This window comes from Fluviicola taffensis DSM 16823, assembly GCF_943372375.1.
GTDB lineage: Bacteria > Bacteroidota > Bacteroidia > Flavobacteriales_D > Crocinitomicaceae > Fluviicola > Fluviicola taffensis_A.
In genome coordinates this window covers 249465-265682 of record NZ_CALRYJ010000001.1, presented here as the reverse complement: position 1 = coordinate 265682, position 16218 = coordinate 249465, and the positions used below count along the sequence as shown (strand labels likewise).

Annotated in this window: 14 protein-coding genes; 8 read left to right on the top strand and 6 right to left on the bottom strand. The window is 41.0% G+C overall.

What is annotated here, in order from left to right; all coding sequences use genetic code 11:
* Positions 1 to 123 precede the first annotated feature (123 nt).
* From AAG807_RS01145 to AAG807_RS01135, 3 genes are read right to left on the bottom strand one after another with little or no spacing between them, the layout of a single operon-like run.
* A complete protein-coding gene (locus AAG807_RS01145) occupies positions 124 to 822 on the bottom strand; it encodes a copper homeostasis protein CutC (protein WP_341900030.1) in 699 nt (232 codons plus the stop codon).
* Entirely contained in the window at positions 819 to 3023 is a 2205-nt protein-coding gene (locus AAG807_RS01140; protein WP_341900029.1) for a family 20 glycosylhydrolase, read from the bottom strand. The genes AAG807_RS01145 and AAG807_RS01140 overlap by 4 nt, the downstream gene beginning before the upstream one ends.
* 4 nt (positions 3024 to 3027) lie before the next feature.
* Positions 3028 to 5121 carry a tetratricopeptide repeat protein gene (locus AAG807_RS01135; RefSeq protein ID WP_341900028.1) on the bottom strand — a complete coding sequence of 698 codons (2094 nt, stop codon included), beginning with the start codon at positions 5119 to 5121 and terminating at the stop codon, positions 3028 to 3030.
* Between the two features lie 68 nt (positions 5122 to 5189).
* Here AAG807_RS01135 and AAG807_RS01130 point away from each other — a divergent pair, with 68 nt between their 5' ends.
* Entirely contained in the window at positions 5190 to 7997 is a 2808-nt protein-coding gene (locus AAG807_RS01130; protein WP_341900027.1) for a prolyl oligopeptidase family serine peptidase, read from the top strand.
* A gap of 57 nt (positions 7998 to 8054) precedes the next feature.
* Here AAG807_RS01130 and AAG807_RS01125 read toward each other — a convergent pair whose 3' ends face one another.
* The 3 genes from AAG807_RS01125 to AAG807_RS01115 form a co-directional block, all read right to left on the bottom strand.
* Complete coding sequence (locus tag AAG807_RS01125) at positions 8055 to 8426, bottom strand: hypothetical protein (protein WP_341900026.1); 372 nt, start codon at positions 8424 to 8426, stop codon at positions 8055 to 8057.
* Positions 8427 to 8591: 165 nt separating this feature from the next.
* Positions 8592 to 8975, bottom strand: a complete 384-nt coding sequence (locus AAG807_RS01120; protein ID WP_341900025.1) for a hypothetical protein — start codon at positions 8973 to 8975, stop codon at positions 8592 to 8594.
* 21 nt (positions 8976 to 8996) lie between these two features.
* Positions 8997 to 9374 carry a hypothetical protein gene (locus AAG807_RS01115; RefSeq protein ID WP_341900024.1) on the bottom strand — a complete coding sequence of 126 codons (378 nt, stop codon included), beginning with the start codon at positions 9372 to 9374 and terminating at the stop codon, positions 8997 to 8999.
* A 182-nt stretch (positions 9375 to 9556) separates the two neighbouring features.
* Between AAG807_RS01115 and pheS the strand changes: the two genes are divergently transcribed.
* The 7 genes from pheS (at position 9557) to mnmE (ending at position 16110) form a co-directional block, all read left to right on the top strand.
* A complete protein-coding gene (pheS, locus tag AAG807_RS01110) occupies positions 9557 to 10582 on the top strand; it encodes a phenylalanine--tRNA ligase subunit alpha (RefSeq protein WP_341900023.1) in 1026 nt (341 codons plus the stop codon).
* Between the two features lies 1 nt (position 10583).
* Positions 10584 to 10943, top strand: a complete 360-nt coding sequence (gene ytxJ, locus AAG807_RS01105; RefSeq protein ID WP_341900022.1) for a bacillithiol system redox-active protein YtxJ — start codon at positions 10584 to 10586, stop codon at positions 10941 to 10943.
* A 2-nt stretch (positions 10944 to 10945) separates the two neighbouring features.
* Complete coding sequence (locus AAG807_RS01100; RefSeq protein ID WP_341900021.1) at positions 10946 to 12028, top strand: glutaminyl-peptide cyclotransferase; 1083 nt, start codon at positions 10946 to 10948, stop codon at positions 12026 to 12028.
* 3 nt (positions 12029 to 12031) lie between these two features.
* Positions 12032 to 12478 carry a nucleoside deaminase gene (locus tag AAG807_RS01095; protein ID WP_341900017.1) on the top strand — a complete coding sequence of 149 codons (447 nt, stop codon included), beginning with the start codon at positions 12032 to 12034 and terminating at the stop codon, positions 12476 to 12478.
* A gap of 447 nt (positions 12479 to 12925) precedes the next feature.
* Positions 12926 to 13828: an ATP-binding cassette domain-containing protein gene (locus AAG807_RS01090; RefSeq protein WP_341900015.1), complete on the top strand. Its 903-nt coding sequence runs from the start codon at positions 12926 to 12928 to the stop codon at positions 13826 to 13828.
* Complete coding sequence (locus AAG807_RS01085; protein WP_341900014.1) at positions 13825 to 14616, top strand: ABC transporter permease; 792 nt, start codon at positions 13825 to 13827, stop codon at positions 14614 to 14616. The genes AAG807_RS01090 and AAG807_RS01085 overlap by 4 nt, the downstream gene beginning before the upstream one ends.
* A gap of 90 nt (positions 14617 to 14706) precedes the next feature.
* Positions 14707 to 16110: a tRNA uridine-5-carboxymethylaminomethyl(34) synthesis GTPase MnmE gene (mnmE, locus tag AAG807_RS01080; RefSeq protein WP_341900013.1), complete on the top strand. Its 1404-nt coding sequence runs from the start codon at positions 14707 to 14709 to the stop codon at positions 16108 to 16110.
* Positions 16111 to 16218: the final 108 nt, after the last annotated feature.

The window sequence follows — 16218 nt, the reverse complement described above, 5'->3', positions numbered from 1 at the left end:
TTAGGACTAGATCCGAGTCTTGAGGTCTTAGATTCTAAAATTATAAAAGCCCTGATACCATTGTGGTGTCAGGGCTTTTTTATTGTCGTAGAAGAATTTTCATGATATCGCGATATCATAAAATTATCCTTGAATAGTTGCCAGAATTTCAGCGAGTTTATTTTCATCCGGAAGCAGGAGCGTTTCTTCAAAAGCTGTTCCGGATTCGACCTTTACTTTGGATGTTCCCGAAAAATGGACAGCGTCAATACCGGTTTCTTTAAGTTCCGGGATCAATTCTTCCTTCACTCCACCGCCAGCCATAATTTCTATCCGGCCATTTGCATACGAAACGAGCTCTTTCAGACGTTTTATTCCGTGAGCCACACTTTGATCAGATCCGCTGGTCAAAATCCGTTTAAAACCCATTTTTATGAGCTGGTCCATTGCGGTCTTCCAGTCATCAATCGAATCGAATGCCCGGTGAAAGGTGAAATCAATGGGAGGAGCAGTGCGCTTCCAGGTTTCCAAAGCTTCCACGTTCAATTTGAAATCTTTCGTCAAAGCCCCCACAACCAATCCTTTGATTCCGGTATCCTTCATTTCCAGGATCTGATCACGCATCACCACGATTTCGTCGTAGTTGTAAACAAACCCACCCGCTTTTAAACGAATGAGCACATGCTGTTCCAGGTCAAAGGTGTTTTGGATCCAGTTGACCATCGCTTTTGATGGAGTTAATCCACCCTGTTCCAGCGCAACACAGGTTTCGATGCGGTCTATTGGAAGTTTACTAACGATTCTTGCGGCCTCCAGGGTGCCAACACAAATTTCTATTTTCATCGCGATAAGATTAGTTCGTTAATAAAGGTCCATGGAGTGAAACCGGCACCGGTTTGCCCCGGAGGAATCAATTCCTTGCTGTAAATGAGTACTCTGACGTAACGTGCTTTCATTTTCTTCTTTACTTCGATGAGGTCTCCATTCATTTTTGATTTAGCGACGTTTTTGAATTTTTTTCCATTGGAACTGGTCTGAATCTGAAACCGTTCGGGTCGGTAGATCCAGGATCCGGGATCGTTTAAGGTTCCTATCTGAAGGTGATTGAACTTGGTAACCTCTTCCAGATCCAAGGTAAATTGGATGGTATCTTCATTGAATCCTAACCATTGATCTCCTTTCCACGGAATTCCACCGATAACACCATCAGTCAATCCCAGATTTCCGTTGTGATTGTATTTTTCATGTGGTTGGGTATCAAATTTCACCGATTTCCCCAATGCCAAATGTGAAGTAAAGGTATAATCACAAACACGGAGTTCCTGGTCGCCAATATTGGAATGGATCAAATAACGGTGTTCCTGAACTTGCGGTGTTCTTTCGATATTAATTCCGGTTACTAGTTCGTTGTTCAATGAAAAAACGACCTCATTGACTGGTTTGATCAGACCATAACTGATTCCGGTTTTATAAGGTCTGATTTCCAGTTTCGGATCTAAAAAGGAAGTGGAAAAACGAACTCCGTCATTTCGCAGTTGCGGCAGATAGTAATTTGAAAGTGCTTCTACAAAATCGGAGTAAGGAACTTTACTTTTATTCCACAATACTTCCGCCATGGCAACCAATCGCGGAAATGCGTTGTATTCAACCGCCTGAATGTTTGGTAAATATTCGGTCCAGAGATTGGCCTGTCCACCCAGGATGTATTGCTTATACTCCTCTTCCAATCGGTTTACAGGATTGAACTGATATACCTTTTCCAGGGGTAAATACCCGCCGATAGCCAATGGTTCTGATGGGTGTCCGCTTTGATAATAATCGAAATAACAATAGGAAGTCGGAGTCATGACAACCGAGTGTTTTTGTTTTGCGGCTGCAATTCCACCTTCCACTCCTTGCCAGGACATCACTTGTGCATTTGGAGCCAAACCACCTTCCAGGATTTCATCCCAACCAATGATCACTTTTCCCTTTTCATTGACGTGCTTCTCGATGTCCCGGATGAAGAAGCTTTGAAGTTCATGGCTTGTTTTCAACTTGTTTTCGGTCATGATTGACTTGCATTTAGGACATTTCTCCCAATTCACCTTCGGGCATTCGTCACCACCGATATGAATGACATGCGAAGGAAAGATTTCCATCACCTCGTCCAAGACATCTTTCAGGAACGACCGCGTTTTTTCCTGACTGCAGAATACTTCATCAAATACTCCCCAGGTTCCGACCACCGGAAGTTGTTGTCCGGTGCAGCTCAGTTCAGGATAAGCAGCCAATGCAGCTCGCGCATGTCCCGGCATTTCGATTTCCGGAATGATTTCAATCCCGCGGATTTGTGCAAACCGGACTAATTCTTTTGCTTCTTCCTGTGTATAGAATCCGCCGTATTTTTGATGGTCGTATTCAACTGGTTGTTTACTAAAATGACCGATTAAAGTACTATCTCTCCAAGCTCCGACGCTTGTAAGTTTCGGGTATTTCTTGATTTCAATTCTCCAGCCTTGGTCGTCCGTCAAATGCCAGTGAAAACGATTGAATTTCAGCTTAGCCATCTGATCGATAAACTTTTTCAATTCGTTGATGGTAAAGAAGTGACGGCTGCAATCCAGGTGAACACCCCGGTAGGAAAACGCGGGTTGATCCGAAACAGTTACTCCGGCAAGTTCTCTGGGGTTTTGTATCAATTGGTTCAGGGTTTGGAATGCATTGCGCAAACTTTCGTCATTGCTGTATTGAATGTCAATTCCGGAATTGGAGACAGTCAAGTTGTAGCCTTCGGTATAAACAAAGGTCTGGATCCGATTCAAGCGGATCGTTGCCTGTTTAGAGGGAACTGCTTCCAGGTGGATGAATTGTCTCCCGAATAATTCCTGAAAATAAGGAAACAGATCCTTCGGAATTTGCGTCTCATCTACTGTCAATCGACCATTGAACACGAATTTGGTAGTAGTTTGTTCCAGTTTTATCGGTTGTGGAAATACCGGACCGTGTTGAGCTGATAATTGAGTTGTAAAAAAGAACAACAAAACAACGAGCGTGATTTTCATAAGATTAAAGTTTGATTCCTACTAGGATGATATCATCGATTTGCGGAAAGGATCCTTTCCAGTTCTGTAAACTTGTCTGAAGGATTTCTTCCTGTTCTTTGGCAGAAAGGTGATTAATCGCCAACAGCAATTGCTTGAGATTTTTGGTCATGAATTTCTTGTTTCGTTCACCACCGAACTGATCGGGATATCCGTCAGAGAACAAGTAGATGGAATCCCCTTTTTGAAGTGGAATGGTGATTTCATTGAATTCGTAATCGGAATAATTGTTCCCTCCGATAGACATTTTATCGGGTGAATATTGAATCAGTTCCTTGTCGCGGATCAACCACAGAGGTCTGTTAGCTCCTGCATATTTTACACTGCTCAGATCTTTTTCAAAAATACAGATTGCCGTGTCCATCCCATCTTTATTCTTAATGGTATCTGCTGAATCTTGTTTCAAGGATTCAATGATGAACTTATTGACATGATTCAGGATCTGGGACGAACTTTCAATGCGTTTTTCAAGGATGGCATAATTCAAACCGTCAATTCCCATCATACTCATGAAGGCTCCGGGAATTCCATGTCCTGTACAATCCGAAACTGCGAAGATCTTTTTGCCATTTTCCGTTTCGGTGAACCAATAGAAATCGCCACTCACGATATCCCTTGGAAGGTACATCACGAAAAATTCCGGGAAGCAGTCCTGGATGGATTTGATTTGAGGCAATCTCGCTTGTTGGATTTGCAAGGCATATTCGATACTGTCTGAAATATCCTTGTTCTTGATCTCAATTTCCAGATAAGCCCTTGCAATCAATTCATTGTCTTTCTTCTTCCGCAAAAAGGAACGATAGATAAAGAATCCGAGAAGAAATAAAAAGAAAATGACGACGAAGAGAAAGATCTTGAAGTTGCGTTCGCGATCCAGTTCAGCATCCGACAACTTTTGTTCCTGCTCCAGGTTCTTTATTTGAAGTTTGTTTTGTTCATACTCCAGTTTCGCACCCATTTCCTGAATGTAATCGCGGTTGTTCCGGGCATTGACAGAATCATTGGTTTCTGAGTAAAGCTCCATGTATTCAAAAGCCTTGTCTAATTTTTTTTGAGACCGATAGATTTTGGCTGCCAGATAATATCCTTCGGCGAGTTCGGGAGGAAAATTATGTGCTTTGGCAAGTGAAATGGCTTTCTCGAATAAGGGAAGTGCTTCTGATGATTTGGATTGTCGGTTCTTCACTTTTCCTAAACCCAGATAACCCAAACATAAATTGTAGGATTCGTTGTCAACTTTTGACAGAATCGCAATTCCGGCATTGTACTCTTTTTCTGCTTCAGGTAAGCGATTTAAGTCATAGTTTAAAAGACCCGTTGTAATATGAATAGTTCCGATTGCATCAATACGTTGGCTGTTTTTTGCTAGTTCGATGGACTTCTCACACGATTTCAGTCCTTTTTCATATTGCTTGGAAGTCAGATACAAGTTTGCCAAATCATCGTAGTTGATAATGATACGTTCCTTATCATCAATTTTAATGTTCAGTTGCAACGATTTCAATAAGTATTCTTCAGACAGATCGTATTTCTTTTGACCAAGATAAATCCACCCGATGTTTCGATAACATTCGGCAATTTGCCCCGTGTTTTTGGTCTTTTGGAAATTCTTGAGTGCGTTGATATAATATTCCGAAGCGTGATTGTAATCTCCGGAAAACCAATACAAGTTCCCCATGGTGTTTTGCGCTCTTCCGATGAGTTCCTTGTCTTTGGTTCCTTCGGCAATTTGCATCGCTTTGGTGGTCAGTTTGAACGCTTTCTTGTAATCGGAATGGGCAATGGGTTGTGCTTCCTTTAAAAGTTTCAATACCGTGATACTATCTCCTGCGATTGCTTTTTTATCCGAATTACCTGCTTTTTTTCCGTTCAGATCGGTTGCATCATCCGTTTTTTCTACCGGATCGATGATGTTGAATAATTCAATGACGGATGCAGGTCGCGTAGAACAAACATTCTTGGAATCCAGGTTGGATTTCGGAATTTCAAAGGAAAATGCGGAAAATTGAAATACCCAAAGCATATATAGTAGAACGAATATTCCTTTTCGCTGAATCATTGTTTTATTATTTCTGTCACAAATTAAGTATTTATATTTAACCTTTAGTTTAAAAATATCCGGATTTCATGAAAGTATCAGTTGGACTCAGTGTTTTAATCGCGCTAATTTTGGGAGTAAATGCTTTTGGGCAGAAGAAAATTCTTGGTCCGGAGGTGTATAATTCCTGGAATAGAATAGGGGATGTACAACTTTCTCAAGATGGAAGGTTTAGTGTTTATTCCATCAAACCTTACCGGGGTGATGGGTATTTGTATTTGGTGAATTTGGCGTCGGGGAAAAAGGATTCGGTTGCACGCGGATATGAGCCCAAATTTGATGAAACCGGAAATTATATTGTCTTTAAAATTCATCCCGGATTCGATACGTTGAGGAAAGCCGAGTTGGCAAAAGTGAATAAGGACAAATGGCCGAAAGATTCATTGGGAATCTGGTTTGTTCAAAACGATTCGCTGGTGAAATTCGATCAGGTGAAAGAATTCAAATTGTCTGAAAAAGGGAATGCACTTGCCTTTCTTTCTACCAGGAATGAATGGCCGAAAGGTTATTTGACGAAGGGTGAAGCAAAAAAGGAACAAAAGCACGAGAAGAAAAAAGGAAAGATCAAGACGGATGGGAAATTGCTCACCTTGATCGATCCGATTTCCAAGCAGAAAAAGTGTTTTAAAAATGTTACCCAGTTTGAACTCAGTAAGGACGGAAATTACACCGTTTTCGTGCAACAGGAAAAGTTTAAAAAGGATTCCGTCCGTTTGGGGATTTATGATTTCTCGAAGAAAGAAGTCTGGATGGACAAGAAACGTGTTTCGGAATACGCGGGAATCAATTTCTCCGGAAAGAATAATTCGCTGCTTGGGTTGGCTACTGTGGATACAGCAAGCAATAAACGGTGGTCCTTATTTGTCATTCGACCGGATACCAAGGAATTCAAACAATTGATTGATACTTCCATGCAATTCGCAAATGAGGAGGTATTATCGTCCAATTTCAAACCGTATTTGAATAACAATGATACAGATGTCTTTTTCGGAGTTGCCGACAGACCTGAAAAACCGGTCAAAGACAGTTTACTGGAAAGTGAAAAATCAAAAGTGGATTTGTGGCATTGGAAAGATGACCGCCTGCAGCCTCAGCAATTGGTTGAATTGAAAAGAGACCAAAGCAGAACCAATTTGGCGGTTTATCATTTGAATTCCGGACAGGCAGTGGTGCTCGGAAATGACAGCTTGTTTGTTCAGTCAACTGAAAGATTCGACCAACAAGTCCTTTTGGCGAATTGCGATGCCATGTACCGTTATGCAACCTGGCATACGATCAATCCGACCAATTATTACCTGATCCGGGTTTCGGATGGGAAAATCAGCACATTGAGAGAACGAACATTTACGAGAGGCTTCTTGTCTCCAGGTGGAAAACAGTTTGTGTTTTGGAATGAACGCGCAAAGAATTATTATTTGATGGATGTAGATTCCCAGATAGAGGAATGTCTCACATGCAGTTGGAAAGGAAATTTCTTTGAGGATAAAAACGGAATGATAGAGGACGATGAGCCACAAGGAATAATTGGTTGGGGACCAAACGACGGGAATCTGTTTATTCAGTCGGATAAGGATATCTTGTCGTATGATATTGCCTCAAAGACGGTGCGTTCTATCACTTCTATCTTGCAGAATTCCGATATGGATACCAATTATACCTATTCATTATTCAATCTGAATCCGGATTCCGTGCGCTATTATCCGGAAAGCACGATCTTGACACGTTTCAGTAAGCTAAGCAAAATGATGGATGTCTACCGGGTGAAAGGTTCTTTCTCCAATCCGAACTTTGAATTGATCTCGGGGTCGAATCATCACTATTTTAATTTTTTAAAGGCGAAAAAGGCAGATCAGCTCATTTTCAACCGTTCTTCCAATAGTGATTTCCCGGATTTATTCGCGACAACCAGACCGGGAGCTGAAATAGCTCAAATTTCCCGGGCGAATCCTCAGCAAAGTCAATACAATTGGTCTACCGTGGAATTGATCAAATGGACGAGTTATTCCGGAATTCCATTGGAAGGCCTGGTGTATAAACCTGAAAATTTTGATGTGAATCAGGAATATCCCTTATTGGTTTATTACTACGAAATGTATTCGGATGATATTCACAATCACTATGCTCCAAAACCAACGGCTTCCATTATTTATCCAACAGAATATGCTTCTGCAGGATACGTGGTCTTCATTCCGAATATCCGTTACGTAGCCGGTCATCCCGCAAATAGTGCGTACGATTGTATTTTGAGTGGAACAGATGCCGTTTTAAAGAACTATTCGAATGTGGATTCGAAAAGAATGGGTCTGCAAGGTCAAAGTTGGGGTGGATACCAAACAGCACAATTGATCACCATGACAGACCGTTTCGCAGCGGCAATGGCTGGGGCTCCGGTTGGAAATATGTTTTCAGCTTATGGCGGAATCCGTTGGGGTTCCGGATACAGCAGGCAGTTTCAATACGAGCATTCTCAAAGCAGGATCGGAAAAACAATTTGGGATTCACCGGAGCTGTATGTGGAGAATAGCCCGATCTTCGGCTTGCCAAAGGTGAAAACGCCTTTGCTGATCATGCATAACGATGAAGACGGGGCAGTTCCATGGTACCAGGGAATCGAACTGTACACCGGTTTGCGCAGACTTCAAAAACCTGTTTGGCTCCTGAACTACAATGGGGATGATCACAACTTGATGAAGCCGGCGAATAGAATGGACCTCAGTATCCGAATGCGTCAGTTTTTTGATTTCTATTTGTTGAATAAACCGGAACCCTTGTGGTTGAAGGAAGGTATTCCCGCGATTCAAAAAGGGAAGAAGTACAAATATGAGTTAACAGAATAAAAAAAAGTCGGGGCGAAAAATTTTTCGCCCCGACTTTTTTTTGATAAAATAGATTGGTTAAATAAAAACCGTTTCCTCAGATGTTTCTTCTTGCTCAACTTTGATGATGCCGTTTCCCACGGCACCACCCAAGCTTGCTTTTATTTTAAATACGGCTACACCACATTGCCCCAACTGATAGATATCGTTGTAATTGAATGTGGCTTCACCCTGCTCATTGGTCGTTGTTACTTTCGGATCTCTGATTGATCCATGACCGGTAGAACCTGGGGTCTCTTCACCTATTAGTTCCACCGTTGCACCGGCTACACGGCTATTGGTTGAATCCAGCACATAGATCTTCGCAATCGTATCTTCTTTCTTTCTGCAAGAACCGATACCGATTAACGTTGCTCCGATAGCTAAAGTCAAAATTGAACGTGATAACATAGTACACTTGTTTTATAGCTCCAATTTCCAACATAAAAAGAGAAGCTCCCTTTTCAAATGAATAAAAGTGCGTTGCGGATGTTCCTTTTTGAATTTTGCATGAATAAAAAACCCTGACGTCCCGTACAAACGGGAGTCAGGGTCTAAAATTATGGGAATGAGGAGTTACTGGATAAATACAGTCTCTTCGTTTTCTTTTTCCTGTTCTATTTTGATAATCGCTTCACCTGAAAGCGCATCTTTTCTAGCTTCGATATTCAAGACAGCTACTCCAGCTTGTCCTAATTGGTATACATCATTGAAGTTGAAAGTAGCAACTCCGGAACCATCACTATATGCTGTGTCAAAAAGAACAACCGGTGGTGAATTTTGAACCGTTGATTCGCCTTTCAGCACAACTTCTGCTCCTGCTACTCGTGCGTTTTGAGCATCAAGAACATAAATATAAGCAATGGTGTCTTTTTTCTTTCTGCAACCAGTAGAAGAGAAAATGACGCCCATACCAATAATAAGTGCTCCGAAAAATGCAGATTTAATAATTGTATTCATGTTATTCGGTGTTTTAGAGTATTAAGGTTCAAGATTAATTGTGATCACATTGGTGATACGCGCTCGGCAGCGAATATATCCCGATCCTTGTCTTGTATCAATTTTTGCCAGTACATCAAAGTAACCTGTCGTCTCTTTCTTACCTAATTTGCTAAAAAAGTCTTCCATGTCGAAGTATGCAAAACCGGATGAGTTCGTTTGAACCGTATCTACATAAGCAGGTGTCGCAGGATCAGAGTTTACATCCCCGATAATGACAACCTTCGCATTATTAACCAATTCATTGCTGTTTGAACGCACAAAAACCTTTAATACAGAAGGATCTTTCTTACAGGAAGACAATACAATAAGTATTGAAATCAAAGAAAAATATCCAATGTTACGTACCATTTTGTTCATAGTGTTGTTTTTTTTCGTTGTAAATATAATCTTTTTGGGATTATAATCTGATTCTCCACAATTTCGTAACTTCGTTGCTTGAAAAAGTATGTTTTTAAACATCAAATTAAAAGAAAAAGTTACATTTCTGGTAATATTTTTTTAGAAAGACGTTTAGAAAGTAAAAAGGTTGTAAAAGAAGAATGAAAGAGCAAATCGCTGCAGCTAAGGAAGCTATTGAAAATTATGCCGTAACAGACCTCAATTCTGTCGAAGCATTCCGGATTCACTTTTTGGGTTCCAAAGGAGAATTGAAAAATCTTTTTGGTGAATTGAAGAACGTTCCAAATGAGGAAAAGAAGGAAGTTGGACAACTTTTGAATGGTTTGCGAATCCTGGCTGAAGAAAAATGGATGGTTTCCAAAGAAAATCTGGAAACGATTCAGGGAGCCGATTCAGATGTGGATGTTACCAGACCTGCTGAACCGATTCTTTTGGGAGCAAGACATCCGCTTTCGATTGTTCGCAGTGAGATCATTGCCATTTTTGAACGCATCGGTTATTCGGTTTCGGAAGGTCCGGAAATTGAAGACGACTGGCATAATTTCTCCGCGTTGAATTTCCCGCCGGAGCATCCTGCGAGAGATATGCAAGATACCTTTTTCATTGAGAAAGGTGAACGCGAAATGGCGTTGAGAACACATACTTCTTCCGTTCAGGTTCGTGTAATGGAATCTTCAACTCCTCCGATTCGAACTATTTCTCCGGGAAGAGTTTACCGCAATGAAGCAATTTCAGCTCGTGCACACTGTTTTTTCCACCAGGTAGAAGGGTTATACATTGATAAAAACGTTTCATTCGCCGATTTGAAGCAAACACTCGATTATTTTGCGAAATCCTTATTTGGAGACAAGGCAAAGATCCGACTTCGACCATCTTATTTCCCCTTTACTGAGCCAAGTGCAGAGGTAGATGTTTCTTGTACTATTTGTAATTCAAAAGGATGCAATGTGTGTAAATACACGGGTTGGTTGGAAATTTTGGGATGTGGAATGGTTGATCCGAATGTATTGGAAGCTTCCGGAATTGATTCGGAGGTCTATACCGGGTTTGCCTTCGGAATGGGAATTGAACGGATCGCCCAATTAAAGTTCAGAGTAAACGATTTGAGACTTTATTCGGAGAATGACGTGCGTTTCCTGAAACAATTTAAAGGAGTGAATTTCTAAGATGGGACTTTTTTCAAGTAAACAAAAGGTCGAATTTCCATGGGTGAAATTGACCAGTTCGGAACAATTCCACGAGTTGTTGAAATCCTCGGGAGCAAAACCAGTCTTGTTTTTCAAACACAGTACACGTTGTAGTATTTCTTCCATGGCACTCAATCGGTTTGAGAACAATATGGATCCGGAAAGAGCAATTTGCGTTTATTTGGATTTAATAGCATACAGACCAATCTCTGCTGAGATTGAAGCTGTGACAAAAGTAGAACACCAATCTCCGCAAGCAATTCTAATAAGTAATCACGAAGTCATTTATACCGAAACACATTCCGGAATAAATGCATCAGATATTTTGAAACTCATTTAACTATGAAAAGAAGATACGGAATCATTGCACTCCTCATTTTGGTCTTGGCAGCATTTATTCTTGTGCCAATGCTAAAAAATTGCGGAGGACCAACAACGGAAGATACGGAATTGGCTAAATTTCAAACTCCGGGTGATCTCCAGGTAGTTTATGGAACCGAAGTTCCGGTAAAGTTTGCCATTCCTGCAGGTTTGGTGAAAGTGGAGTTGCTTTACAATGATTCGGTTTTTGAAACTTGGGATAACCCTAAAATGCAAACCCGGACTGTCGCGATGAAAACGAATTATTACGGAGTTGGAACGAGGTCATTGGTTTTGCGTTCCACATTCAAGGATGGAACCTCTTTGGATAATTCCATCAACATTCGGGTAGTATCTGACATCACACCGGAATTGGTATTCACTAAGATCGTGAAGGAATACCCGCACAATGCAGAGAATTATACCCAAGGATACGAGTTTGATGGAAATCAATTGTATGAAGGAACGGGAGATCCGGGTCAGCAAGGGAAAACATTGGTTGGACCGGTTTCTTTGGAAACTGGCGCTTTCAGTGAACCGAAGAATGGGTTGGATGCAACCTATTTTGGAGAAGGAATTACCATTTTGGGAGACCTTTTGTATCAGATTACCTGGCAGAACAGCAAATGTTTCGTATACGACAAGAAAACCATGGTTTTGAAGAATGAATTCACGTATGTGGGTCAGGGATGGGGATTGTGTAACGATGGAAAATCCATCATCATGTCGGACGGTTCGGAACGGATTACTTTCCGTGATCCTTCTTCATTCCAGGCAACGCGCGTAATTGAAGTATACGATAATACAGGTCCAAGGATCCAACTGAACGAGTTGGAATATATCGACGGAAAGATCTATGCGAATGTGTACCAAAGCGGAACAGTATTAGTTATCGAGCCGACAACCGGAAGAGTCTTGCAAGAAATCGATGCGAATGAATTGGTGGTTCGCGGGAAGAATGGCGGAGATGTTCTGAATGGAATCGCATACAACAAGCTCACCAAGAAATTGTACATGACCGGAAAGTACTGGACAAAGACCTTTGAAGTATCTCTTAGCAAGTAATTCATGATTTCTCCTTACAACGACGAGTATTTTATGCGTCAGGCATATATGGAAGCGCAAAAGGCTTTTGATTTGGGAGAAATCCCGGTTGGTGCCGTTGTCGTTGTAAAAAACCAGATCATTGCCCGGGCACATAATCTGACAGAGCGTCTTCACGACGTGACTGCTCATGCGGAAATGCAAGCCATCACGGCTGCTTCGGAATACCTGGGAGCGAAATACCTGAAAGATTGTACGCTTTATGTTACACTCGAACCTTGTGTCATGTGTGCCGGAGCACTTTACTGGTCGCAATTGGACAAGATCATTTTCGCTGCACGTGATGAAAAACGCGGTGCCGGACGTTTCCAAAATGAATTGTATCATCCCAGAACAGTTGTGAGTAAAGGTCCGATGGAGAACGAATGTTCCCAATTGATGATTGACTTTTTTCAGAATAAGCGGGATTAGATTCATTACGAATTACGTCCCGATAGCTATCGGGATACGAATTACGAATTATTTTTCTAAAGAATTTTACGATTGTGTGCATAAAGTGATGGGTTTGTTGGAGTCAAGAAACCAGAAGAAAGGACTTCTTTTAGAAGCAAAATAGCGCTAAAATAGAGTCAAAACGGGTGTTAAATTCTTAACCTAAGCATACTCTATCCATGCTTTATCTATGCTCTATCTATTCTCTATCCATAAACTACTTCTAGTTGATCCGGCAAATACTCTTTTTGTAAACTTGCAGATGTTACACTTTTGAGAAGTGGGAGTTAAGCTGGCATTCTTTCCTTTTTAAGAAATAGCAAGCGCGGAAAAGCGATTTCTGCCTTATATCAATAAAATTTTACCATTTATCCGCTTCCGTTTCGCAACTGCCAAAAAGAATCTATTTTTACGGAAAGACATTTTATGCAGCAAGAAATTGTATTGGAAGTCAAAAACTTGGTGAAGAACTTTAAAGGGGTTCAGGCAGTGAAATCAATCAACCTGAATCTTCATAAAGGAGAAGTACTTGGTTTACTTGGTCCGAATGGTTCCGGTAAAACGACAACACTTGCCATGTTATTGGGAATTCTACATCCAACAAGCGGATCATTTTCATGGTTCAATAACGGAACACAGGACGAGAATCGTAAGCGAATCGGTAGTTTATTGGAAACACCGAATTTCTATCCCTATTTGAATGCTTACGACAATTTAAAAGTTGTCGGGATCATTAAAAACGTACCGAATTTGCAGGAACGGATCAATTCTGTTTTGGAAATGGTGGACTTGAAGGAGCGTGGTAAACGACCTTTTCGATCTTATTCATTGGGGATGAAACAGCGACTGGCAGTTGCTTCGGCATTGCTTTCGAACCCGGAAGTTTTGGTGTTGGATGAGCCCACAAACGGATTAGATCCTCAAGGGATTGCAGAAATGCGTCAATTGATTATTGATATAGCCAAAGAAGGTAAAACCATTATCCTGGCATCTCACATCCTTGCTGAGGTACAGATTATTTGTTCTCATATTGTGATTCTTCGCGAAGGAGAAATGGTCTACAATGGTTCAATGGAGCGTTTGTTGAATCAGGAACAAGCATTTCGCCTAAGTGCGGCAAATATGCAGCAATTGGAGCAGGCTCTCCATTCCATACCGGGAATTTCCATTGCAGAACGAACAGAAACGGATTTGCTTGTTACGTGCAACGAAAAAATCGACGGAAGTTTGATCAATAAACGTTTGGCGGAACAGGGAATTTACCTGTCGGAATTGCATGCGCATCAAAAGAATTTAGAAACCATTTTCTTAGAAAAACTAACCAAATGAGAGAGTTAATTGCTATCGAGTACGCGAAATTAAAGAAATTTAATGCGTTAAAAATCATATTTGGAGTATACATGTTGACCGTTCCCGGCTGGATGTATTTTATGAATTTCTTTTTCCAATTGGAACCGGGTATGAAAGCCTTGTTTACCAATGAAAATCCGTTTGATTTCCCTCATATCTGGAGTTATATTACTTTCAGCGCCAGTTTCTTCAATGTGCTGCTTGCAGTAATTGTTGTGGTAGTTACAACCAATGATTTTCAGTACAAAACCATGCGTCAGAATATTATTGACGGAATGAGTAAGCAGAAAGTGATCTTGAGTAAGTTCATTCTGGTGTTTTTTCTGAGTTTGGCAGCAACGCTTTATACTGCTCTTGTTGGATTGGTGATCGGTCTGATAGAATCAACCTCATACGATTGGTATCAGAACATTCATTTGATCGTTTTGTATTTTATTCAAACCTTGGGTTATTTCAGTTTTGCCTTTCTGTTCGCAATCATTGTGAAAAGACCCGCAATCGCCATCGTGTCCTTCATTTTGTATTTCCCTGTTGAAACGATTATTGGTAAAATAATGAATGCAGAGGTATATCAGGTATTTCCATTGAAGGTGTTTGCTGATTTGACTCCGATGCCTTTCTTTAAATCAATTGTGGCTTCAATGAAAACTCAGGGTGGTAAAACTCCGTGGATTTTGGATACAAATATTCAGATCATTCTAAGTTTGGTCTACGTGTTTTTGTTCTTTTTATTGTCTTATTATTTATTGAAGAAGAAAGATTTGTAATAATTCTTTAAAACCTGTAGGACTGCGATTAATCACAGTCCTACAGGTTTTTTTCATTTTGGATTCATAATTCATAACTACCTTTGTACTATGAGTTCTCCAAAAACCATTTGTGCCTTATCAACTGCTCCCGGAATGGGTGCGATTGCCTTGATTCGCTTATCAGGAAAGGATGCCATTTCCATCTTGTCGCAGGTTGCAGGTAAATCATTTGAACAAGCAGCCTCACACAGTGCGCATTTCCTTCGGTTGAAGAATCCGGACGGGTCGGTTTTGGATGAAGTGGTGGCGACTATTTTTCATGAAGGACATAGTTTCACAGGAGAAAACACGGTTGAAATTGCATGTCACGGTTCGGTATTCATTCAACAGGAAATCATCCGTTTGTTTTTGGCAAATGGCTGCGAATTGGCAAAACCGGGAGAGTTCACCATGCGTGCTTTCTTGAACGGACGAATGGATTTGAGTCAGGCGGAAGCTGTTTCCGATCTGATTGCTTCCGAATCCGCCCGTGCGCATGAAGTAGCCATGAACCAGATGCGTGGATCTTTTTCCAATGAATTGCGCGATTTGCGTGAAAAGCTCATTCATTTTGCTTCCCTGGTGGAATTGGAATTGGATTTTGCGGAAGAAGATGTGGAATTTGCGGATCGGACAGAGCTATTGGCTTTGGTGACGGAAGTTTTGGCTTATGTGAAAAGACTCATTCATTCCTTTGAATTGGGAAATGTATTGAAGAATGGAGTTCCGGTTGCAATCGTCGGGGCACCGAATACCGGAAAAAGTACGCTTTTGAATCAGTTGTTGGGTGAAGACCGGGCAATTGTGAGCAATATCGCCGGAACAACGCGTGACGTCATTGAAGAAACCCTGAATATTGATGGGATTTTATTCCGTTTGATTGATACAGCAGGAATTCGCGAAGAGGCAGCAGAGGAAATCGAAGCATTGGGGATTCAGCGTTCGTTAGATAAAATCAAGCAAGCCAAAATCGTGTTGATGTTGAGTGATTTCAGTGGAGATAATTCTTCAACTGAAGGACATTTATCCATGAACTCGGAAGAGACCGGTCGTTGGGCGGATGAACAGATAAAAGTCTATCCGGACAAACACTTTTTGGTGATCGGAAACAAATACGATCTACGTAAAGACCAATCAAACGCAACATGGACTTTTGAAACTCCGTTCTTGCCAATCAGCGCCAAGAATGGAAGTGGAATAACAGAATTGAAATCGTGGTTGTCCCAACAAATCTTGGGATCCTTCAATACGCAATCCGATACGATTGTGACCAATGCCCGTCATTTGGATGCTTTGGAAAAAACACAGGATGCACTGGAAAAAGCAAAATGGGGTTTGGAAACACAAGTCACCGGAGATTTCGTCGCGATGGACATCCGTCAGGCTATGTTTTGGTTGGGAAGTATCACGGGTCAAATTTCCGAAGACGATCTGTTGGCGAATATTTTTAGCAAGTTTTGTATTGGGAAGTAAATTATAAAGTGCTAAGTAAATCATAAATAGTTTACGCTTTACTATATTAATTTTGCATTCAAGATCCTATGTAAGGATTTCACTATTCATTCAAGCCATAGTTTCATT